A 22,665-nucleotide genomic window follows, 5' to 3' on the forward strand; every position below is an offset into this window, starting at 1 on the left:
AGCCGATCGCAATCACCGAAATACGCAGTTATGATGATTTAATCTAGCCATTAACAAGCTAGAACACAGATTATGGCTTCTCGGTGTACTGTTAAGAATCACAGCCCTCCCCTAATTACCCACAAAAAAGGCCTCGCAATGCGAGGCCTTTTATTTTTTCTATCTATCAGAAGAGATTAGTCGCGAAGTGCTGCGCCGAATTTCTCTGAGATTGAAGCTACGATAGCATCTACTGAACCAGCGATGTCTGCATCTTCAAGTGTGCGCTCTACAGACTGTAGGCTAAGTGCGATAGCTAGGCTCTTCTTACCTTCTTCAACGCCTTGACCAACGTATACGTCAAACAGTTTAGCGCCTGTTAGGAATTCGCCACCAGCAGCGATACACGCTTCAACGATGTCGCCAGAAGCTACTGCTTCGTCAACAACTACTGCGATATCACGACGGTTTGCAGGGAACTTAGATACTGCTACGGCTTCTGGAAGCACGCGAGTATTGATAGCTGCCCATTCGATTTCGAATACGATAGTGCGGCCGTTAAGACCAAACTTACGCTCTAGTTCTGGGTGAACAGTACCAATGATACCCACTTCTTTGCCGTCTACTACGATAACCGCAGTTTGACCTGGGTGAAGTGCTGGGTGCTTAGCTGCTTTGAAGCTGTATGCGATTTCGTTTGCAGAAAGCTCAAGAACTGCTTCTAGGTCACCTTTAAGATCGAAGAAATCTACTGTGTTAGTTGCAATGTCCCAGTGCTCTTCACCACGAGTACCAGAGATAACGCCCGCAAGCATCATTTCTTGGCGCATGCCGTTTTCAGCAGTTGCTTCAGGGATGAAACGTAGGCCTGATTCGAATAGACGAACGCGAGACTGTTGACGCTTCTGGTTGTGAACAACTGTGTTTAGTAGACCTTGGATTAGGCCAAGACGCATTGCTGACATGTCCGCAGAGATTGGGAATGGCAGGATTAGCGGCTCAACACCAGGTACAACAAGCTTTTGCTGTTCTGGTTCTACGAAGCTGTATGTGATTGCTTCGTGGTAGCCACGGTCTACAAGAAGGTCACGAACGCGCTTAAGCGGTTGGTTAGCTTCTTTGTGGTCATTCATTTTAAGTGCCGCTTTAGGCGCTTGGTTTGGAATGTTATCGTAACCGTAGATACGACCTACTTCTTCAATTAGGTCTTGCTCGATTGCGATATCAAAACGCCAAGATGGAGACGTTGCCGTCCAACCAGCATCAGTGCTTTCAACTTCACAACCTAGGCGAGTAAGAATTTCCACTACGTCTGTCGATGGGATTTCGTGACCTAGTAGGCTGTCTAGCTTAGCGCGACGTAGAGCAACTACGTTTGCTTTAGGAAGATCAGCTTCAGATTCGCTGCCGTTTACTGGCGCAACTTCACCACCACAGATTTCAACTAGAAGCTGTGTTGCACGCTCCATTGCTGCTGCTTGTAGAGTTGAATCAACACCACGTTCGAAACGTAGAGAAGAATCTGTGTGAAGGCCGTAAGCACGTGCGCGACCACGGATGTGATCCGGTGCGAAGAATGCTGCTTCTAAAAGTACGTCTGTTGTTTCAGTAGTCACACCTGATTCTTGACCGCCAAAGATACCAGCGATTGCTAGTGCTTTGTTTTGGTCAGCGATAACAAGCGTATTGCTGTTTAGTTCAGCTTCGTTGCCATCTAGAAGTGTTAGCTTTTCGCCCTGCTCTGCTAGACGAACCACGATACCGCCTTCGATCTTAGCTAGATCAAATGCGTGCATTGGTTGGCCTTGCTCTAGCATCACGTAGTTTGTGATGTCTACAACTGGGTCGATTGAACGGATACCACAACGGCGCAGTTTTTCTTGCATCCAGATTGGAGTGTCCGCTTTCACGTTTACGTTCTTAACCACACGGCCAAGGTAACGTGGACAAGCATCAGCTGCTTTGATTTCAACAGATACTGTGTCTTCAATGCTTGTTGCAACAGTTTCAACTGCTGGCTCTGTAACGTCTGCGCGGTTTAGTACGCCAACTTCACGAGCAAGGCCACGGATGCTGAAGCAGTCTGCGCGGTTTGCTGTTAGGTCTACGTCGATAGTTACGTCGTTAAGCTCTAGAAGCTCACGTACGTCCATACCTAGCGTTGTGCCTTCAGGCAGCTCAAGGATGCCGTCTGACTCTACGTCGATACCTAGCTCAGAGAAAGAACAAAGCATGCCGTTCGATGGAACGCCACGTAGTTTTGCTTTCTTGATTTTGAAGTCACCAGGAAGTACTGCGCCAACTGTTGCTACTGCTACCGTTAGGCCAAGACGACAGTTAGATGCACCACAAACGATATCTAGCAGCTCTTCTTCACCAATATCGATTTTTGTAACTTGTAGTTTGTCTGCGTCTGGGTGCTGACCGCACTCAACCACTTTACCTACTTTAACGCCGGTGAATTCACCAGCAACAGGTTCTACATCGTCAACTTCCAAACCAGCCATAGTGATTTGGTGAGCTAGCTCTTCGCTGTTAATTGCAGGTTTAACCCACTCGCGTAGCCAAGATTCACTGAATTTCATAGTTTTGACTGCCCCGGATTACTTGAATTGTTTAAGGAAACGAAGGTCGTTCTCGAAGAACGCACGAAGGTCATTTACGCCGTAACGAAGCATCGTTAGACGCTCTACACCCATACCGAATGCAAAACCAGAGTATTTCTCAGGGTCGATGCCAACAGAGCGAAGTACGTTAGGGTGAACCATGCCACAGCCTAGAACTTCTAGCCATTTGCCATCTTTACGTTTCACGTCAACTTCAGCTGAAGGCTCAGTGAACGGGAAGAATGAAGGACGGAAACGCACTTCAACTTCTTCTTCAAAGAAGTTACAAAGGAAATCGTTAAGAATGCCTTTAAGTTGTGCGAAGTTTACGTTCTCATCAACTAACATACCTTCCACTTGGTGGAACATTGGCGTGTGAGTTTGATCGTAGTCGTTACGGTAAACACGACCCGGAGCAATGAAGCGGAATGGCGGTTTGCCGTTTTCCATCGTACGGATTTGAACACCAGAAGTGTGCGTACGTAGCATTAGATCAGGGTTGAAGAAGAAAGTATCGTGATCAGTACGAGCTGGGTGATCGTCTGCGATGTTTAGTGCATCAAAGTTGTGGAATGCATCTTCGATCTCAGGGCCAGACTCAGTGCTAAAGCCAAGCTCACCAAAGAACTGTTCGATACGCTCAACGGTGCGAGTCACTGGGTGAAGACCACCGTTCTCAATGCGACGACCTGGTAGGCTCACATCGATAGTTTCTTCAGCTAGTTTCGCTTCAAGCTCTGCACGTTGAAGTGCGTCTTTGCGAGCTGCGATCGCTTGTTGAACAGCACCTTTCGCTTTGTTGATCTCTTGACCAGCAGTGCGACGCTCTTCAGGTGGAAGTTTACCTAGGCTTTGTAGTTGAAGAGTTAATTCACCCTTCTTACCTAAATACTGAACTCGCACTTCATCAAGTGCGACTAACGAATCTGCTGTATCAATAGCAGTCGTTGCATTAGCAATGATCTCTTCTAGATGTTGCATCATTTCCTCATCTACCAGTTGGTAGTGTCCGTATCGGATGATTAGTTTTTTTAGATAGCTACACATAGTAATCAAACACGCAACCAATGCCAAATTGAATCGCTAAAAGAGCAAGTTATTGCCTAAAAACACGGCAAATTTAACAGGATATTAATGAGGAGTAGGAAGAAGTGGAACAATTACAGGTTCCACTGCTTAATTTGGAAATGACCTGAACGCTAAATCTGAATCGAACAAACGCTGTTCTTCCCCGCGTTTTTCGCTAAATAGACGGACTCATCGGCGGCTTTAATCAAATCATTCATTGAGCCGAATTCTTCGGTTATTTCAGCGACACCGACACTAATACTGCCAATCCAAACTTGATTACTGGTTTCAACCTCTAATTCAGACACTTTCTGTCGAGCGGTTTCCGCGATGTACATCCCACCTTTAAGGTCGGTATCTGGACAGATAACCAAGAACTCATCGCCACCTAACCGGCAAACAATATCATCATTACGGAACGTGTTTTTCAGTTCACGCGAGAGGGTTTTTAGCACCAAGTCGCCTGCATCATGACCGCTAGTGTCATTAATGCGCTTGAAGTGGTCGGCATCAATCATAATGCACACTAAAGGCATGCCCAGTTCTTTGGAGTCTTGCCAATGCAGCGCTAACTGTTTAAAAGCACTACGACGGTTATGCAAATTAGTGAGAGAGTCGGTTAATGACAGCTCTTCAAGTCTCTTGTTCGCTCGTTTTAGCTCTGCGGTTCTTTCCTCGACTTTGTCTTCGAGTAGCTGGTTGAACCGTAACAACTCTTTATTACGTTCGGAGACTTGCTCAAATAGGCCTTTAAGAGCAGCTAATAGAGGAATGGTTGAAGAATCGTTCTGTTTTCCTTCGGCTTCAAACGCTTGTTTAGGGGTCGCTCCTTCCTCTATCGCGGCCACTTGTCGAGCCATGTTTTGGTCAATACCGAGGATATGATACGCAAGCCAATGAATTAAGAAATCGAGTAGCTGCCGTGCAGACGCCTGATCTTCTTCTAAAATGAAAGCTTGCATGCTGTAGATATCTTGCATAAAAACACGATGCACTTTGATGTGTTCTTCGATGTGAGAGCGATATAAATTACGAGCTCTCATCAAAGATTCTTCTTCTTTAAAGTGAAACTCTGCATAGCTCGTAAGATCGAGTAAAGCGATGCTAATATCTTCGATTGAGATAGTGTTTTCAGACAGCAAATTGCCATAGTGGTTGATAAAACCGACGAGGTATTGATGTTGTTCATCTACGACACCAATGCCTGTTTCGAAGTATCTATTCCAAGTAAATGAATTCATAAATCCCTTAACGCCCAAATCACACTTGTTTACCGGCAGTTACCAGTAGTCAAAAGCGTGCATATGTAGAGGTTATATATACATGTAAAATATAACCATACTACCTGTAGGCCTACCTGATTGCTTACTCCTTTTATAAAAAGACGACTTCGATCTCTACAAATATAAATTAACACTGGGTTTGGGGCGTTCAATTCAACAAGAACACCCCAATAAACCAACATTAACTTAACTTATTGAAAATACTAAAAGTAATATTCCAACGCCATCTCAACAAAATCATCTTTGCGAGCGAAGAACAATAAGTCTTCTGGGGTTTCATTCTCAAACAACCACGCGTTCAACCGCCACTTGAGGTTGTTGTTGATACGACTTGAGGCTTCGAGCTTTGCACTGTAAACATCACTGTTATCTAGATCCTGAGTGATGCCCGTTAACACCTCGGTCCCGTCTTCATCATTTAAGGCGAAACGCGCCCCAAGGAACACGTCGTTTTGACCGACACTCTGCGCATTGTTGCCTCGACTGTCGTACAAGTATTCAGCAATAAAACCGATATCCCAATACGACTCTAGCGCCCCAACCCATGTATACTCAAAGCCTGTTGCTACGCCTGTGTGGTTGTCGTAGCTGTCGCGATAAATGCTTTCAAGCTTCCATAACCAATCACCCATAATCCCCTGAACATCAAGGCCGAAATGCTGCATTTGCGCGTAATAGGGCTTGAGCTCATTACTTTCAACACGGTAATAAGGGTCACGGTTCGTACCTCCTAAATAGCTTAAGCCGACATCCCAATCGCCGTACATTTGGCTATAGCGCAGCGCTACATCGACATGTTTTTCTTCTCGCGAGGATTCATAAAGCGCATCGTCCGAAACTGGCACCGTTGGCCTTAGTCGACCGTCTTCCCCTGCAAAGGTGCGTTCACGAAAATACGGCAGTAACATGGCATCGATGGTTCCCCAGTCTTTAATCGAGGTAAAGTGCACCATAGGCTGACCTAACTTGGATTCACCATCGACCGATTCAATGGCATCGGTTTGGTTTACTACATCGACCAAGTGCGCCGATTCGGTTACGCCCCAAAACACCTTACCGACACCGGCTCGCAGTTCATAATCGTCCCAATAATTGAGATACAGAGCTTCACGAACGTCGCCATGGGTACGCTCATCATCTTCGCTGTCTAGGCGATAAAACGGGGTGAAGGTAAAGCTGCCGCTGCCTTCTTGTTGCTCCCAGTAAAACTCCGGTTGTAACACCAGTGAGCTTTGTCCTTTGTTCTGCCCCTGTAAACCCTCGCTAAAGAACTGTCTGTGTTCAAGGTTAACTTGCCCTGCGAGCTCTGGGGTGATCTGTTCTACGAATTCAGAGCTAAAGCCTGCCGCCACACATGGCAACGACACCTGCATAAGCCCGACGGTCGCTGCCAAAGTTAAGGATAACTGGGTTCCTGTTGCCACAATCCTTTTCATATTCCTGCCTTACTTTGCACGTTTTAGTGTGTTCTTTTGGAAATCCTTGTCTTTAAGACCGGTCTGGAACGCTAAATCTGTCGTAGTTAATACCGTACTTTTGCCTGTTTGGTGGTTTTGCATCGACATGGTGTGTGCGCGCCAGTATTGGTTTAGGTATTGTTTGTAGTCTTGGAACGATAGAGTTTTCAGCAATGCGCCTTTACGGTCGTAAAATTCGACTTTCATTGGGCGGTAGTGCTGTTGGTCTAGCCATACTTTTTGCATGGTGTAACCGGAGTTTTTGTCGGTCGGTACTTGCTCTAAAACAAAGGTATCAACACCTTCAATATTGGCGTCTTCGATGTAGTTGAAGGTGTACTTTTCTAACTCAAACGAACTTAGGTCTTCGTAAGCAAATTCACTGCCCATAAACGGGCCAGACTTGTTGCGAGAAGAGATACGCTTTACACGTTTCAATGCCGGCAGATACAACCATTGGTCATCCGATTTGGTGATGTGTGAATGGTTTAGGAAGGCCGTGCCTTTTACGTCGCGCGGTTCATCAAAAATGGTTAAGCCTTTATCGCCATCGTTATCCACTTCTAATGATTTCAATCGCATCAGGCGTGTGCTGCTTTCGCCCTGTTTATTGCGAAGTAGCATTTCCATGGTCGCGACAGAATCGCCCCACCCGACATCGACCGCTTTACGTTGCTCGGCAATTTCTAAGCCTTTCGCTGGGTCTGCTAATGCTGGGAAAGCGGCGAATGTGCTGATGCTTAACGTGCTCACAGCAAATAATGTAGTAACGAATGATTGTTTAACGCTTTTCATAAATATCTCCTTGAGTCAGCCCACCGCAGCAGGCTAACGTTTCCTTATTTGGTCGATGTAGTCAGTTCGGCTGTCGAGTTAGGCTGCGACTTGGTGTCTGGCTTTGATTCGTGCTGAGTTTTAACTGCATAGTGAGTTTGTTTGTCGAAGATCATCAGCAAGCTAGGTAGCAAGATGAAGTCGACTACTAGCGCAATGAAAATCACAATCGCGCTGAGTAAGCCCATGTCGGAATTGAGTCTGAAGCTCGACATCGCCAGTACAGAGAAGCCAGCTACTAACACGACAGTCGTGATCCACAGTGCGCGACCGACGGTGTGGAAGGCGTAACGAACGGCTTCTTCTGCTGATTTCCCTTCCATTCTGGCGCGTTGGTATTTACTTAAGAAATGCACTGCATCATCGACCACGATACCCAATGTAAGCGTGACCACGACCGACAACCCCAAGTTGATTTCACCAGAGATAAGCGCCCATAAACCAAAGCCAATAATCGCAGGCGCAATGTTTGGCACTAGGCTAATCATGCCTAAGCGAACCGAGCGCAATGCAAAGATCATCAAGCCAGAGATAAGCACTAAGGTGATAGGCAAAGTTGATAGCATGCTCGCCATGTTGGTTTCGCCAATGTGAGCAAACATCAGTGATGGGCTCGAGGCGACCACTTCATACTGAGGTGCATTAGCTGCAAACCATGAGTAGATGCGCTCTTCGAGTTCCACCAATTCCACGCTGCCGAGGTTATCTACCGTGAGTACCATTTTGATCGATGACTTATCGACGTTGATTTGGTTGTTCAAGTCCAAGCCATACGGCAAAGACATCTCGTAAAGCAGTAGGTATTGCGCAGCAAGTTCACGGTTAAGCGGCAGCTTGTAGTAGCTTTCATCGTCGCCATGCATGTTCTTGTTCAAACGCATGTAAACATCGGAAAGTGTTGCCACGTGGTCGGTTTCTGGTTGAACGCGTAGCCAATCGGTAAAATCACCAATCGCTTGTAAGAACAAGGGGTCAGCAATCGCTTGAGACTCGTTAGTTTTGACCGCAATACTGATGGTCGTCATACCGCTTACAGTCTGTTCCATGAAGTCGGCTGCTTGTCTGAATTCGCTTGAGGTATCGAAATACTTCACCGATTCATCATTCACTTTGTTCAGTGGAATTAATGCCGCGGCGCCGACGATAACTAGAGTAGAAATAGGCAATAACGCTTTGCGATTAGTTACCACAAAGTCACCGAGCTTATCCATGAAGGTCACTTTACTTTGTGCCACTTCATTCGTTGGTAAAGTCTTAACTGGTAGCAGTTTTAATAGCGCAGGCAGCATAGTCACGGATAGGAAACATGCGATGATCACGCCTAGTGCCGACAAGTTACCGAAATCACGCAGCACTGGCGAGTCCGACATGTTCATCATCAAGAAACCAATCGCAGTGGTCACTGAGGTGATTAGAATCGGCATCGCATTGAGCTTGATGCTGTATTGAATGGCTTGTGCTTTTTCCATGCCACGCTGCATGGCTTGTCTCATGGTCACAATCACATGAACACAATCGGCCACCGCTAGGGTCAGTACCAAAGTTGGGACGTTAACCGTTGCGGTGCTGAGGAACATCCCTGCCCAGCCAGACAACCCCATGGTCGCGACAATCGAAGAGATAATCACAACTAAGGTCGCCACCACGCTAAAGAATGAGCGCAGCATAAAGGTCAGGAATACCAACACCACCAATAGCATTAATGGCACCAGTGTTGAGCTGTCTTCTTGAGCCGACATCATGAAAGCATTGTTCATAGCAATGATGCCCGCTTTATGGAATTCGACGTTAGGATAGTCCGCTTGATACTTGGCGATCATAGTGTTGATTGCTGCTATGACTTCTTGCACTTCCGCGGTTTTATCTACTTCAGGTAATTGCACGGTCACGTTAACAATGGTCACATCACCAGAAGCCGACACCAAGGCATTCTTAAGCAACGGTTCGTTTAGCGCGATCTGTTTTACTTTGGCGATGCGCTCTGGTGTGTGTTCGTATTCTTCATACAACAAGTCTTCTACTAAAAGATCATCTTCGATGGCTTCGGTGTGCTGATAATTAGCAAGCGAATCCACACGGCTTGAATACGGGATCTGCCACGCATCGACCGTGAGGTTTTGAATCAGGGTGAGAGTTTCAAGGGTGAAGACGTTGCCATCTTCAGGGGCGACAACAATCGCAAGGTTGTCGGTTTTTGCAAAGGTGGTTTGAATCTCATCGAACGCCATCAACTGCTTGTTGGTGCCTTCGAAGAAGATGTTGTAATCCCCTCTAAAGTAGAGGTTCTTAGCCCCTAATGCAGAGAGAATGATGATTGAAAACACCACCAGCAGAACGATAAACGAACGCTTGGTCGGTATTGAGTGCCAACTGTTATCTAGATCTGCGTTTGCGTTATCGGCATTACGGTTATCTCGATTTTGCTGATCGAAAGCGGGCTTCTGGCTGTCATGTTTCATCACAGTCTCCATTTGTGACGATTCGTCATATATGTGTCATAAAAAGCCAGCCGAAGCTGACAAAAGACACAATGCTTAGTCAAATACTCAAGAAAACAGCAACCACAGTCGGTTAATCTCAATTTTGTGACGAATCGTCAAAAATGGTTATTAATAAACCCACATGTGTGGGCTTAATGGAAGTTATCGACCTACAGATTCTAAGTAAGCGATCTCTTCACTGAACAGTTCTTGTTCTACACGACGCCACGTTTTACGGTAATCCCAATCGCTAGAAAGGGGCTGCCAATTGAGGCCGTCTAGAATCATGTTCGCGTTGTGTAATACTGAATACGGGTCTTGCAACCGCTTAATACAATGACTGTTTGATGCGTTCTGTGACAAGGCATTTGAACCAAATGCAATTGACCAGTTAGCAAACACGATGGCATCAGAACCCACACCAGAAGAGAACTTTAGGTCGCCCGCCTCTACCGCTTGGTTAACCATAGTGTCGGCTTGTTCAATCACCAACTCTTCCAGTTCATTCATCTCGGCGACGCGTGCACTAGACGCTTTCTCTAGTACCCACGGGCTTTTCGCCATGATCGCACAGGTTGATAGTACCGGTTCCATGCGAGCATAGATTCGGTAAGCAACGTGCAGTGCGACGATCTTTTCACGTGTGTTGCCTTCAAACTCTCCAGAGCGAGCAAACATCATTGCTTCTGTCTTGAGAGAATGAATACATAACGCTAAAACCACGTCTTCTTTGCTGCAAAAGTGATTGTATATCGTACCTTTAGAATAAGAACTTGCTGCCGTTAGCCTATCCATCGTGAGGTTTCCGAACCCTTGTTCTCGAACCAGATCTTTCGCCAACAACATCAACTCTACTTCTCGGTCTGCGATAGACTGCTGCTTTTTAGACAACACGCCTTTGCAACCAAAGATACCTTGTTTATCGCCTTTACAACCAAAGCCAAACATAATTTCTCAGTCCGTATTTGAGCTTAGCTATCACCTAAGCTGAGTCAGTATTTAAAACACTCCTGTTTAATATATTAACACGAATAGCAAATTCATGTACTTAACCATTTTGTGACGCTTCGTCATTTTTGACTCATCGTCATAATAGCGCAAATATTGATCATATCAAGATGTTTTATAAATTAAATTCAACTTGTGAATGGGTAGGTAAATGAATGGGGAGTCGATAAGAAAAGAATCAATAGTCGATCTTAGGGGAAAACCTACACTTTGTTGTAGAGATAACGAAGGTTTCAGCGCTGTTTTTAAGTTGCAAATGAGCCTTACTATCTAAAGCTGATATGCCTATTCAAGTCCAATAACTCCAAGCGTAACCCACGAGAATGAATGAGTGTAGGCTTACTTTTTGGGGCAGACCTCTCCTTATGGTCAATATTTGGCTTACTAATGTCGTTTTCTGTTAAGTTGCTATAAATTCGGTAAGGGGTGACTTACAATAGTGACAACGACTTACCTTTTTGAGAACACGATATTGAGCGCCAAATATTCTTATTTAGCTTGGCAAGTGAATACTTCTATCCCAGCAGAAAAACTGGTTTTATTGATGCTTGCAGATGGTGCTGATGAGTTCGGTTTCACCAATGTGTGTCTGCAATCAGCAAGTCAACTTTGTGCTCTCTCGACGTTCGGTTTAGCCGATTGCCTTAAGTGTCTAGTCGACCAAGGTTTCCTCGATAAAGTAAAAGTAGATTATCGAGACAAGAAAGAGATACACGTTTTCAAAATGCTCATTGAGCAAGAGCAAGCTGCGGTTCAAGTTGAAACTCAACCGGTCAATAGTATTCCGGTTTACTCTACTGCACCTGCACCTGCACCTGCACCTGCACCTGCACCCAAGTTTCAGCCTGCTCCGGCACCAATGCAAAACACGCAATATGCTCCTCGCCCACAAGGCCGAGGCTCAATGAACAGCAACACCGTTTCTACTCATGATCTCAACGAAGAAGAGATCCCATCATGGGCAGAACGTGCGTTTAAATTCTCCGGCTTGGCCGGTGACCATAGTTTAGTATGGAAGAAATTTGTCCTTTGGTATAAAGCCAAAGCTAATGAATTAATGCCACTATCTCGGATTGAATCCAAGCTGCAGTACTGGCTAGTTAACGAGAAGCAAAATGAAAGACAACAACAGCAGAAGACCTCTCAATATTCAGGAAATGCAGGACAAGCTAAAGGAAATGGGTATAGACAAAAGCTTAGCCCATCTGAACGCTTCAGGCAGCAGCTCATTCAAAAAGGCAAAAAGCCAACCTTCTGAGCCAGCTCAACCTGTTGTACCTGACGCTACAGGTCCATTAGTACCTGAAGTGATTGAAGCGCAAAGTACCGAAGTGAAAGTAGCGGCTGCACAAGCTGCGGATTCTGGTGCGTCTCAACAAGTGCCTGTTGTTGATCAAGATCCTGCAGAGCTGGAACTAACCGATTGGTGTATTCACGTATTTGGCTCTTTCTTGAGCGTTTACGAAACACAGTGGGAATATCAGTACGGTAGTGAGCCAAGCGGCAAGTTCATTGAGTTTGCTAATTCTGTTGATTCAGACGGCCTAAACCGTGTGCTAATGCACTGTCACGAACGTATTCAACTTGGCAACAGTTGGCCGCCGCAAATGGGTGAGCTGTGGATCCTGAAAGATTCTCTAACGGAAGAAGAGTTGCTGGATAGTCGTATCCGTGTGTTGTCTCGTACAGCAGTAAACAAGATTGAAAAATGGTTAATCCAAAACAAACTGTACGACTTGAAGCGCACTGCGGAAAACAAGCTCGATGGCCTGTTTAAGAAGTACTACCTAGAAGCAAAACGTTTAGACGAGAAAGGCATGCTTGAAACTGAGTTACCAGAATTCCTTCTTGCCGCTAACTCTGTAAAGAACCTGAACGATTTAAAACGCGAAGAGTACGAAAGTAAACACGGTAAAGCGATTAACCCAAGAATTCAGCGTATTCTCAACAGTAAAAAATAACCATCCGCTTACTATCTGTTATAAGAAAACAGAGTAGCGATTACACGGTTAACAGATACAAAAATGCCAGCTATCAAGCTGGCATTTTTTACGAATTCTTACGAACTCTACAAATATCCGTGACCAACGGTACGTCTGTCACTGACTGCAAGTAATTACAGTAGGTGGATAGTTGCGTTTAGCGTGAATACGCCAGAGTCGTCATCTTTCATTTTGAAGTTTTGGTAGCTAGCGCCTACAGATAGTGGACCAAAGATGAAGTATTCAGCGCCTACACCGTACATGATATCAACATCGTCTTGCTTGAAGCCATCAGCTTTAAGCTCGTAAGAGTGAAGACCACCCTTCGCGTATACGTGAAGAGGACCAAAATCGATGCTTGGTTTAATCGCTAGGTAAGCAGTGCTTGCGTCTAAATTCTTAAGATCGCGGTTGCCGTAATTAACGCTGCCGAAAGAACCAAGATCCCAATAACCCGCTTCAACGCCGATTAATGGAAGAATACCAGTACCTACGTGGATACCCATCGCTGTCTCTTCTTTATTGCCTAATGAGTTTTGACCACCCATTACACCACCGTACAACCAAGAATCAGCCATTGCTGTTGAAGATGCACCTAGTAGTGCTAATGCCAATAACGTTTTTTTCATATTCGACCTTTTTCGTCCTAGTGGCAGGCCTTGAGTGGTAATAAATTGCCACCAAGTCGCCCTGTATGTAATAACTATTCAATTAGTAATGCAATAAGCAAGATTTATACCCAAACCTTGCTATTGCGTCTAGCTTTATTCCTTTAGCAAGCATCAATCGCGTTTTTAACACGCTTATCTGATACTGGGTAAGGCGTACCGAGCTGCTGTGCGAAGAAGCTTACACGAAGCTCTTCAATCATCCAACGCACCTCTTTTACATTTTCTGGAACCGCGATCCCTTTTGGAATTTTATTCAGCAATTCTTTGTAATCATTCATTACCGACTCAACTTTGATCATATGTAGGCGATCTTTGTTAGGGTCAATCGGCAGTTTTTCCATTCGACGCTCAATAGCTTTCATATAGCGTAGAATATCCGGCAAGCGTTTCCACCCGCATTCTGTGGCAAACCCCTTAAAAATCAAACCTTCTACCTGAGCTTTGATGTCAGAAAGTGCGAATGCCATCGAAAGATCTACGCGGCCCTTCAGCTTCTTACTGATACTGAACGCCGTAGTTAGAATAGTTTCTACCTGTTGAGCAATCTCAACAACCGTATCGCCTAACTCTGCACGTACGTGTTCTTTCAGTGCTTCAAACTGCTCTGGTTCCCAAACCAAACCGCCCTTCTCTTCAATTAGCTTATCAATACCACAAGCGATACAGTCATCGATTAAATCAAGCACCTGTCCGTATGGATTGAAGTACAAGCCAAGTTTCGATTTGTTCGGTAGGTTCGAGTGCAAATATTTGATCGGCGATGGCACGTTCAACAAGATTAAACGACGCTGACCCGATTTCATTGCCGAGATCTGTTCTTGTTCAGTTTCGAACAGTTTGATCTCTACGCTGTCTTTGGTATCCACCAGCGCAGGGAAAGCTTTAACATCGTAGCCGCCACGCTTCTGTTGGTAGACTTTTGGTAGCTCACCAAAGCTCCACGTGTGCAGGTTCTGTTGCTCAATATCGTCGTCAGCAACCTTAGAAAGCGTTTCTTGAACCTTGTCTTTCAGGCTCTCTTTCAGCTCATGCAGATCTTTCTGTTCTTTCAGCTTACGCTTGCGATGATCTACAGCGCGGAATGTTACCTTTAAGTGCTCTGGAATCTGGTCTAACTTCCAGTCATCACGTACCACTTCCACGCCTGTCATACGACGTAGCTCTTTCTCAAGAGAATCCAATAGCGGAGCTTCAAGTGGCGTAACACGTGCCAAGAATGCATCGGCGTAGTTTGGTGCAGGCACAAAGTTACGGCGTAGCGTTTTTGGAAGTGACTTAATCAGGCTAATCACCAACTCTTGGCGTAAACCTGGGATCTGCCAATCGAATCCGTTTTGGTCGATCTGGTTCAAGATAGGTAGCGGAATGTGTACCGTTACACCATCGTTGTCATCGCCCGGCTCAAATTGGTAGCTCAGCTTGAGCTTGATACCGTTTTGGTGCCAGAAGTTCGGGTAATCCAAATCGGTAACGTGGCTTGCATCACCTCTGAACAGCATCGACTTTTCGAAGTTCAGCAGATCGGGCGTTTTCTGGCTGGTTTTCTTCCACCATGTATCAAAGTGACGGCCTGAAACAGCCTCTTCACCCACACGCTGGTCATAAAAATCGAACAGCTCATCATCATCGATCAAGATGTCACGACGACGAGACTTATGCTCTAGCTCTTCCACTTCTTGCAGTAGCTTGCGGTTCTGCTTGAAGAAAGCGTGTTTGGTTTCCCACTCACCTTCTACTAATGCACTACGCACGAACAACTCGCGGCTGACGGTTGCATCAATCGCACCGTAGTTCACAAGGCGCTTAGGTACAATTGGGATTCCGTAAAGCATCACTTTTTCGTGTGCCATTACCGCCGCTTGCTTCTTCGACCAATGTGGTTCGCTGTAGCTACGTTTAATGAGGTGTTTCGCTAGCGGTTCAATCCATTCAGGTTGAATTTTAGCGATAACACGACCCCAGAGTTTCGAGGTTTCCACCAGCTCAGCAGACATGATCCACTTAGGTTGTTTCTTGAATAAGCCAGACGCAGGGAAGATATGGAAGCGAGCATTGCGTGCACCTTGATATTCATTCTTCTCTTGGTCTTTCATACCGATGTGCGAAAGCAGACCTGATAGTAGCGACATGTGAATGCCATCGTAGCTACCTGGTTCAGTGTTCAGCTTGGTATCCAATTCACGCATCGCTTGGTGAATTTGGAAGTACACATCTTGCCATTCACGAATACGTAAATAGTTCAGGTAATCCTGCTTACACTGTTTGCGGAACTGGTTACTCGACAGCGCTTTTTGCTGCTGCTTGATGTAATCCCATAGGTTCACAAACGTGATGAAATCAGATTCTTTATCGAAGAAGCGTTTGTGCTTGTCGTCAGACGATTGTTGCTTGTCTGACGGACGCTCACGTGGATCTTGAATCGACAACGCAGACGCAATAACCATCACTTCATGCAAACAGCGGTTGCGTGGCGCTTCAATGACCATACGCGCTAAACGTGGATCGATAGGTAACTTCGCTAGCTTACGACCAATCGCCGTGAGCTTCTTCTTATCATCGCCGTGATTCTTGTTTTTGTTCGCAGCAGGCTCAGTTGTCGCAATTGCACCAAGCTCTTCAAGCAGCCTTACACCATCTTGAATGTTGCGTTTATCTGGCGCTTCAACAAATGGGAACGCTTGAATGTCGCCTAGACCTAGCGCTGTCATCTGCAAGATAACAGATGCTAGGTTAGTACGAAGTATCTCTGGATCAGTAAACTCTGGACGTGACTCGAAATCTTCCTCTGAGTACAGACGAATACAGATACCTTCTGCCACACGACCACAACGACCTTTACGCTGGTTAGCACTCGCTTGAGATACTGGCTCAATCGGTAGGCGTTGTACTTTGGTGCGGTAGCTGTATCGGCTAATACGTGCTGTACCCGGATCGATTACGTACTTGATGCCCGGCACTGTTAACGAGGTTTCTGCCACGTTGGTTGCCAGAACGATGCGTCGACCAGTGTGAGACTGGAAGATTCGGTTCTGCTCGCCCGCCGATAGACGTGCGTAGAGCGGAACAATTTCAGTATCACGCAGGTTACGTTTACTTAATGCATCTGCGGTATCACGAATCTCTCGCTCACCGTTCATGAAGATCAAGATATCGCCTTGCCCTTCATCACACAGCTCATCTACGGCTTCAAAAATGCCTTCGATTTGGTCACGGTCTGAATCACTTTCATCACCACCTAATGGGCGGTAACGCGTATCTACAGGGTACGTTCGACCTGATACTTCAATGATCGGTGCATTGTTAAAGTGCTTCGAGAAACGCTCTGGATCGATGGTCGCCGATGTAATGATAACTTTAAGATCAGGACGCTTTGGCAGCAACTCTTTCAGGTAACCCATGATGAAATCGATGTTCAGGCTACGTTCGTGTGCTTCATCGATGATGATGGTGTCGTACTGATTTAAGAATCTGTCGTGTTGAATTTCCGCCAGTAGAATACCGTCGGTCATCAATTTGATTTGGGTGTTGTCAGAAATCTGGTCGTTGAATCGAACCTTATAACCAACGAACTCACCAAGCTGTGTTTCCATCTCTTCAGCAATACGGTTCGCAACCGAACGCGCCGCAAGACGACGAGGCTGAGTGTGACCAATTAAGCCAAAGCGGCCGCGGCCAAGCTCAGAACAGATTTTTGGTAACTGAGTGGTTTTACCCGAACCCGTTTCACCCGCCACAATAACCACTTGGTTTTCGGCGATGGCTTTCGCGATGTCTTCGCGTTTTTGGCTAACCGGTAGAATTTCTGGGTATTCAATCGTTGGTTTTTGCGCAGCACGCTGGGTTGCCGTCATCATCGACTTGGCAATGTCTAATGCGATTTCATCGAAAACAGCATGCTTAGATTGTTCGTTCTTAATGCGGCTTGCACCAGAGATACGCTTACTTAAACGGAAGCGGTCGCGCATCATGCACTCATTTAAGGCCTTACGAAGAGAGGCTGGGCTATTTTGAGATGCGCTAGTCTTGGGAGCTTGCTGCTTTGATTTTTGGTTTTGTTTTGGGTTTTGCTTAGCTTGATTAGCAGAGGAATCTGATGTCGCGTTTGAATTCGCGTCATGGTTCTGCTTATTCGCAGTATGCTTATTTTGGTCTGCTTTTTCCGGAGACGAAGTCACAGCGTGTCCTATTCTTTCTCTTATATAAACTCGCGCGATTGTACCACAAGTATTCAATAAAAAAGCCTGAGAGCTATGTGAAAACTGCGCTAACGTTTAAAAACTCAGCGATTTCACAGTGGCTATCAGGCTTCTTATCTCAGGTTCAATCAGCGCCTAAATCAATCGTTAAAACTCGTACTGGAAGTAAACCGTGTTGTAGTTACTGCCGCCTTTGATACGACCAAACTGAGAGGCGTTTTCAAAGATCGCAGAGCGATGATGCAACGAGTAGCCGAACCACAAGTTGTTCAAGTCATTCTTACCAATCAAGTCGCCGACGTTCACATCGAATGAGAAGTCTAAGTAATTCAACAGATGGCTGGCTGTGTAACCTTTACGGTCCATTTCAGAGCCTTCGATATACGTAATCGAATCAATGTAAGACATACCTTCCGCTACACCAAATCGCCACTGAGTTGGCCAATTAAATGTGTAGTAGGCTTTGATCGCAATGATGTATTCGGTGCTACTCGACTGAACCTCTGAACTCCAGTGGTGAGCAATACCCGGCGTTAGGTAGATATCCAATGGGAAGCCAAAGATCTCATCGGTTAACGGGTGGCCATAAAAAAACGAGGTCAACTGGTTGTTGTATTCGTCTTTCTCTGTGTTGAACTTCATGATATCGCCGATATTCGACGGTGTTGCCCAGCCATGTGCGACACGTAAATACGGCGCATTGCTCAACTTAGGTTTCGGCGCTTTCTCTTTATCGTTAAAGAAACCAAAGCCAAGGTACAGTTCACCTTGATAACGATCTTCGACAATCGACGAATCGTAAGCGTTATCGTCCAATCGAGTGACACTGGTTGAACCCAATAAGTATAAGTTTGAAACCACATGGTAACGCGCTTCAACACCGACATTTAAGTCAATACCTGCACCAATGCTCTCACTCGCTGGAGAGTAATACTCACTGTTGAAGTCAGCACTCTTATAACGCAGTGTCGCGCTCGGGTAGAACTCCCAATCACCTGTTTCATACTTGGCTTTAGCACGCAAGTTACCGTGGAGGTTAAACTCACTGTCACTCATGATTTCTGTTTCAACAGCCCACTGCTCGTCCAACTGGTACGCAAGTTGCCCACCGAAGTCAGCTGTATCACCCTCAATCGCGTTCTGCTCAGATGCTGGGATATCAATAAACCGCATGCGAGAAATAGCATTGAAAGACCATTTTTCATCATCAGTTTGGTAGAGGTAAGCCCCCATTTCCGTGCCATCAATGAACACATAGTCGTTCTTGAAAAACAGCATTGGGACAAACGAACTTACGCTCTTATCACCACCTGACGTGTCATAAGGGATACTAGCAGTACGGAACATTGCTGCAATGCCCCACTCTTGCTCTTCAGCGGCCCACACATTAGTGCTTAGGAACGCGCTACCAAGTAGGATCGCACCCGATGAAGTGAGAGTCGGTAAATATTTGAGCTTCATTCTTATGTAATTACTCTTTGTAATAAATATTGTGTTACTGAATAGACATTTATTAACCGTGATGGCTAACTATTTTTAGGTTTGATCGGCATTGACCGTTACAATGTAGGATATTCTCGGTTAAATGAAAGTATTGTGAAAGTCTCCGAATTACAAAACATTATAGATCACTTACCCAAATATTCCGATCCAGATATTGTTATGGGCGAGGCGTGGCTACCCGAACGTTTGGTGAATACCAACCTAGACGGCGACATGCTATTCCTCGAATTCGATAATGCCCCTGAAGACAATCAAGGGGATGAAGAAGGTCGTGGTTTTGTTGAACACGAAATCGCGATGATTCGTGAAAAACTGGAGCAGGTGTTAGACGACCCTTCCGATACCAAGACCAAAGCCGATGCCCTATTGGCAATATTTCTAATGGGTCATGAACTTTCTAGCTCGGAAGTTATCGAAATCTTGGAATCAACAGAGCCAGACATTGAACCCAATGAACATGAAGTGGCCGCTCCACAATGTAACGCCGAAGCGCTGAACGACTAACCACCAAAGATTTAGGAATCGACTTGAAACGCCCGATGACATCTTCTCTCCCCTTCTTACTCGCTGGCCCTATTTTAAGAAAGACGACCGCAACTGAGGTTGTGCTTTGGGTTGTTACGAGCACACCACTCAATGGTAATGCTGAGCTATATAACCAAGGCCAAGAAGCCCCTTTCTATAGTTCACCACTGAGCGAACATGAATCGATTCAAATCGGTACACATGCTTGGGTAAGCCTGATTCAACTAAAGGGTGAGTTTCCAACCAACACGCCTTTGGAATATCAGATAGAGACTGATCAAGGCGCGTTAACCAAGTTGGCTCCGCATTTAGTGTACCAAGAGCAACAAGACACCACTGGTGCGCCAAGAATAGCCTTTAAGATCTCAACCAGCGCCGACTACATCTTGCATGGTTCCTGTCGCAACCCTCATCACCCAAGCAAAGACAGCCTAGTCGCAGCCGATAATAAAGTTGAGCAGCAAGCCGTATTAGAGCGTCCAGATATGCTGATGATGAGCGGCGACCAGATCTACGCTGATCACGTTGCCGGTCCAACACTCGATGCGATTGATCAAGTGATTCAGCGGCTTGGATTAGTGAACGAAGAACTACCGACCGATTCATTAGACGGAAAAATCGATAGCAGTGAAGCTCTGTTTAACAGCGACTATCACCTCTATCAACGTGATCATTTACTACCGCACCATAACACATCGCATTCATTGCTCGATAAGTTGTTCCCTAAACGCGGAATACCCATCTTCAGCTCCACTGATTGTGAAAATCACTTGGTGACATTGTCTGAATTTATTGCCATGTATCTGCTGGTTTGGTCACCGACCTTGTGGCAGTGCATTAACCGCGAACGGTTGATCGAGAATAATTTCATGCAGGCTGGCCGCCAGCTCACACCAGCCGAGCAGCAACAATGGTGTGACGAGAGCATTATCATTGATGACTTCATAGCAGGTCTACCGAAAGTGCAGCGTCTGTTCGCTCATATTCCAACGTACATGATCTTCGACGATCATGATGTCACCGATGATTGGAACCTGACTGTGGGTTGGGAACATGCTGTCGATCAAAATCAGTTTGCTACTCAAGTGATTGGTAACGGCCTTGCCGCCTACTGGATGTGTCAGGGTTGGGGTAACAAACCGGAGAGCTTTAACAAAGAGTTCATCAAGCAAGCAAAACAGCTCTTTGGTTTTCAATGGCATGCTGAAAATCAAGCGCAGAATGAAACTGGCGGCAACAATACTGAACACTCTGTTGGCAACATAGAACCAAACAAACACCAGGCCTTCATTGAGATGCTCGGTCGCTTTGAAGATTGGCATTACACAATAGATACCTCACCCAAAGTCATTGTGTTGGATACTCGTACACGTCGTTGGCGTTCAGAGTCACGCATGAACAAGCCTTCAGGTTTGATGGACTGGGAGGCCTTGATTGAGTTTCAACATCAGTTAATGAATCAAGATAAAGTGGTGATCGTTTCTGCTGCACCGATGTTTGGCGTGAAGTTTATTGAAACACTGCAAAAGATGGCGACCACAATCGGCAAGCCATTAGTGATTGACGCTGAAAACTGGATGGCACATCCGGGCAGTGCGAATACGCTGATCAGCATCTTCACCCACACCAAAACACCGACCAACTTCGTGGTACTGTCTGGTGACGTTCACTATTCCTTCGCTTATGACATCAAGCTTCGGTATCGTCGCAACAGCCCGAACATCTATCAAATCACCTGTAGTGGTATTAAAAATCAGTTCCCTGCTCCGTTGCTTAAATTCTGCGATGTATGGGACCGCCTGTTATACAGCCCTCGCTCAGTTTTGAACTACTTCACTAAGCGTAAACGCTTGAAGATCGAAAAGCGAAGCCCCGACAATCAAACCTTCTATCGCCTTTCAAACCGCAGTGCGATTGGAGAATTGAGGCTAGACACTGATGGGAAACCGCAATCGATCACGACACTCAGTGGCGATGGCAAGGTTACACGTTTTCCGGAACCCGATTGATAAAGTGCTCCTTATCGCTCGCCTAACCGTAATGTCAGTTTTTAGTAAAGACGCTTGCGATCACACTCTGTAGACCCAATAGTTGTAGTTGATAACTATCAGCGTTACGGAACCCGATACAAATTTTAACTGGAGCTCGTTATGTTCAATTCTCTCACATCAATGTTTAAACAATTGATTGAAGGCCAGGACCTAAGCAAAAACCAAGGCACATCACCTAATATCGCCATCGCGAGTTTGTTGTGTGAAGTGGCGGGAGCCGACCATCAGGTCAATGAATCAGAAAGAGTCGCTAAGCTACAGCTTCTGCAACGTTTGCTGGATTTAGACGAAGAACAAGCAAAGGTGCTGCTCGCGCAAGCAGAGCCGAAAGTAGAGCAATCAGTATCGCTGTATGACTTTACATCGCAACTCAGAGACCTATCTCAGCCAGTGCGAATCGACTTAATCAAAGCGATGTGGGAAGTGGCGCATGCCGATGGGGAAATTGATCCTATCGAAGACTCTGTGATCCGTAAAACAGCAGAACTGCTCTACGTCGACCACAGTGACTTTATCAAGACTAAGCTAAACGTCCTCGGTAAAAGCTAACCAAAGGTTTTTTATTCACGTTAAGCTTCTGTATTAACGTAATCGATCGCCATGCATGATGCCTTTAAGTTCTAATGGCGCGCCTTTTTTCGTTACATAAAGGCCGCGCTGATTCGATACCAACACACTGCGCTTACCTTGGGTTTGTTGAATATATAAGTGCTTGATATTGAATGTCTGTTTATCTTGGGCCTGCTCTTGATCCAATTGATAAAGGTAATAGTGATTCCCCCAGCGTAAGAACACACCAAACATTTGCTTGGTTTGAGCGACATTCCCATCCATGTCGTAACCAATGTACTGCATTTTAACTCGACCATTTTCCAATCGAAGTGAGATTTTCTCCCAGCCTATCATCGGATATTCTGCTGTGAATTTATAAGTACTTTTGGTTGCGAGCCCAGAAATTAAGCCTACATTTAGAATCACAAAAAGCGTCAACAAGATAGGCATCCAAAACTTACGATTCATAT

At 45.6% G+C, this 22,665-nt stretch carries 16 protein-coding genes; 5 read left to right on the top strand and 11 right to left on the bottom strand.

What is annotated here, in order from left to right; genetic code table 11:
• Window positions 1-176: 176 nt before the first annotated feature.
• The 7 genes from pheT to A142_RS19860 form a co-directional block, all read right to left on the bottom strand.
• Window positions 177-2,564: a phenylalanine--tRNA ligase subunit beta gene (gene pheT / locus A142_RS19830; RefSeq protein WP_019822503.1), complete on the bottom strand. Its 2,388-nt coding sequence runs from the start codon at window positions 2,562-2,564 to the stop codon at window positions 177-179.
• A gap of 18 nt (window positions 2,565-2,582) precedes the next feature.
• Window positions 2,583-3,566: a phenylalanine--tRNA ligase subunit alpha gene (pheS, locus tag A142_RS19835; protein WP_004734764.1), complete on the bottom strand. Its 984-nt coding sequence runs from the start codon at window positions 3,564-3,566 to the stop codon at window positions 2,583-2,585.
• A 218-nt stretch (window positions 3,567-3,784) separates the two neighbouring features.
• A complete protein-coding gene (locus tag A142_RS19840) occupies window positions 3,785-4,894 on the bottom strand; it encodes a GGDEF domain-containing protein (protein ID WP_019822506.1) in 1,110 nt (369 codons plus the stop codon).
• A 245-nt stretch (window positions 4,895-5,139) separates the two neighbouring features.
• Window positions 5,140-6,372: a hypothetical protein gene (locus A142_RS19845; RefSeq protein ID WP_019822508.1), complete on the bottom strand. Its 1,233-nt coding sequence runs from the start codon at window positions 6,370-6,372 to the stop codon at window positions 5,140-5,142.
• A gap of 9 nt (window positions 6,373-6,381) precedes the next feature.
• On the bottom strand, window positions 6,382-7,188 hold the full coding sequence (locus A142_RS19850) for an outer membrane lipoprotein-sorting protein (protein WP_019822510.1): 807 nt from the start codon (window positions 7,186-7,188) through the stop codon (window positions 6,382-6,384).
• Between the two features lie 44 nt (window positions 7,189-7,232).
• Window positions 7,233-9,686: an efflux RND transporter permease subunit gene (locus A142_RS19855; RefSeq protein ID WP_029405465.1), complete on the bottom strand. Its 2,454-nt coding sequence runs from the start codon at window positions 9,684-9,686 to the stop codon at window positions 7,233-7,235.
• Window positions 9,687-9,869: 183 nt separating this feature from the next.
• Window positions 9,870-10,655 (bottom strand): TetR/AcrR family transcriptional regulator, encoded by a 786-nt coding sequence (locus tag A142_RS19860; RefSeq protein ID WP_019822512.1) that lies wholly within the window; start codon window positions 10,653-10,655, stop codon window positions 9,870-9,872.
• A gap of 499 nt (window positions 10,656-11,154) precedes the next feature.
• Here A142_RS19860 and A142_RS19865 point away from each other — a divergent pair, with 499 nt between their 5' ends.
• Together A142_RS19865 and A142_RS19870 are read left to right on the top strand one after the other, a co-directional pair.
• Window positions 11,155-11,973, top strand: a complete 819-nt coding sequence (locus A142_RS19865) for a hypothetical protein (RefSeq protein WP_019822514.1) — start codon at window positions 11,155-11,157, stop codon at window positions 11,971-11,973.
• Complete coding sequence (locus A142_RS19870; protein WP_019822516.1) at window positions 11,894-12,676, top strand: hypothetical protein; 783 nt, start codon at window positions 11,894-11,896, stop codon at window positions 12,674-12,676. The genes A142_RS19865 and A142_RS19870 overlap by 80 nt, the downstream gene beginning before the upstream one ends.
• Before the next feature lie 155 nt (window positions 12,677-12,831).
• On the opposite strand, the gene A142_RS19875 is transcribed toward A142_RS19870, so the two are convergent.
• The 3 genes from A142_RS19875 to A142_RS19885 form a co-directional block, all read right to left on the bottom strand.
• Window positions 12,832-13,326: an outer membrane beta-barrel protein gene (locus A142_RS19875; protein WP_010441347.1), complete on the bottom strand. Its 495-nt coding sequence runs from the start codon at window positions 13,324-13,326 to the stop codon at window positions 12,832-12,834.
• A gap of 143 nt (window positions 13,327-13,469) precedes the next feature.
• Window positions 13,470-17,543 carry an ATP-dependent RNA helicase HrpA gene (hrpA, locus tag A142_RS19880; protein WP_019822518.1) on the bottom strand — a complete coding sequence of 1,358 codons (4,074 nt, stop codon included), beginning with the start codon at window positions 17,541-17,543 and terminating at the stop codon, window positions 13,470-13,472.
• Window positions 17,544-17,711: 168 nt separating this feature from the next.
• Window positions 17,712-19,025: a MipA/OmpV family protein gene (locus A142_RS19885; RefSeq protein WP_019822520.1), complete on the bottom strand. Its 1,314-nt coding sequence runs from the start codon at window positions 19,023-19,025 to the stop codon at window positions 17,712-17,714.
• A gap of 81 nt (window positions 19,026-19,106) precedes the next feature.
• Between A142_RS19885 and A142_RS19890 the strand changes: the two genes are divergently transcribed.
• The 3 genes from A142_RS19890 (at window position 19,107) to A142_RS19900 (ending at window position 22,192) form a co-directional block, all read left to right on the top strand.
• Window positions 19,107-19,571 carry a hypothetical protein gene (locus tag A142_RS19890; RefSeq protein WP_019822524.1) on the top strand — a complete coding sequence of 155 codons (465 nt, stop codon included), beginning with the start codon at window positions 19,107-19,109 and terminating at the stop codon, window positions 19,569-19,571.
• 23 nt (window positions 19,572-19,594) lie between these two features.
• On the top strand, window positions 19,595-21,601 hold the full coding sequence (locus A142_RS19895) for a hypothetical protein (protein WP_029405468.1): 2,007 nt from the start codon (window positions 19,595-19,597) through the stop codon (window positions 21,599-21,601).
• 141 nt (window positions 21,602-21,742) lie between these two features.
• Entirely contained in the window at window positions 21,743-22,192 is a 450-nt protein-coding gene (locus tag A142_RS19900) for a TerB family tellurite resistance protein (protein ID WP_019822528.1), read from the top strand.
• 33 nt (window positions 22,193-22,225) lie between these two features.
• On the opposite strand, the gene A142_RS19905 is transcribed toward A142_RS19900, so the two are convergent.
• On the bottom strand, window positions 22,226-22,663 hold the full coding sequence (locus tag A142_RS19905; protein ID WP_019822532.1) for a hypothetical protein: 438 nt from the start codon (window positions 22,661-22,663) through the stop codon (window positions 22,226-22,228).
• Window positions 22,664-22,665: the final 2 nt, after the last annotated feature.

The organism is Vibrio splendidus 12E03 (assembly GCF_000272105.2).
GTDB lineage: Bacteria > Pseudomonadota > Gammaproteobacteria > Enterobacterales > Vibrionaceae > Vibrio > Vibrio splendidus_I.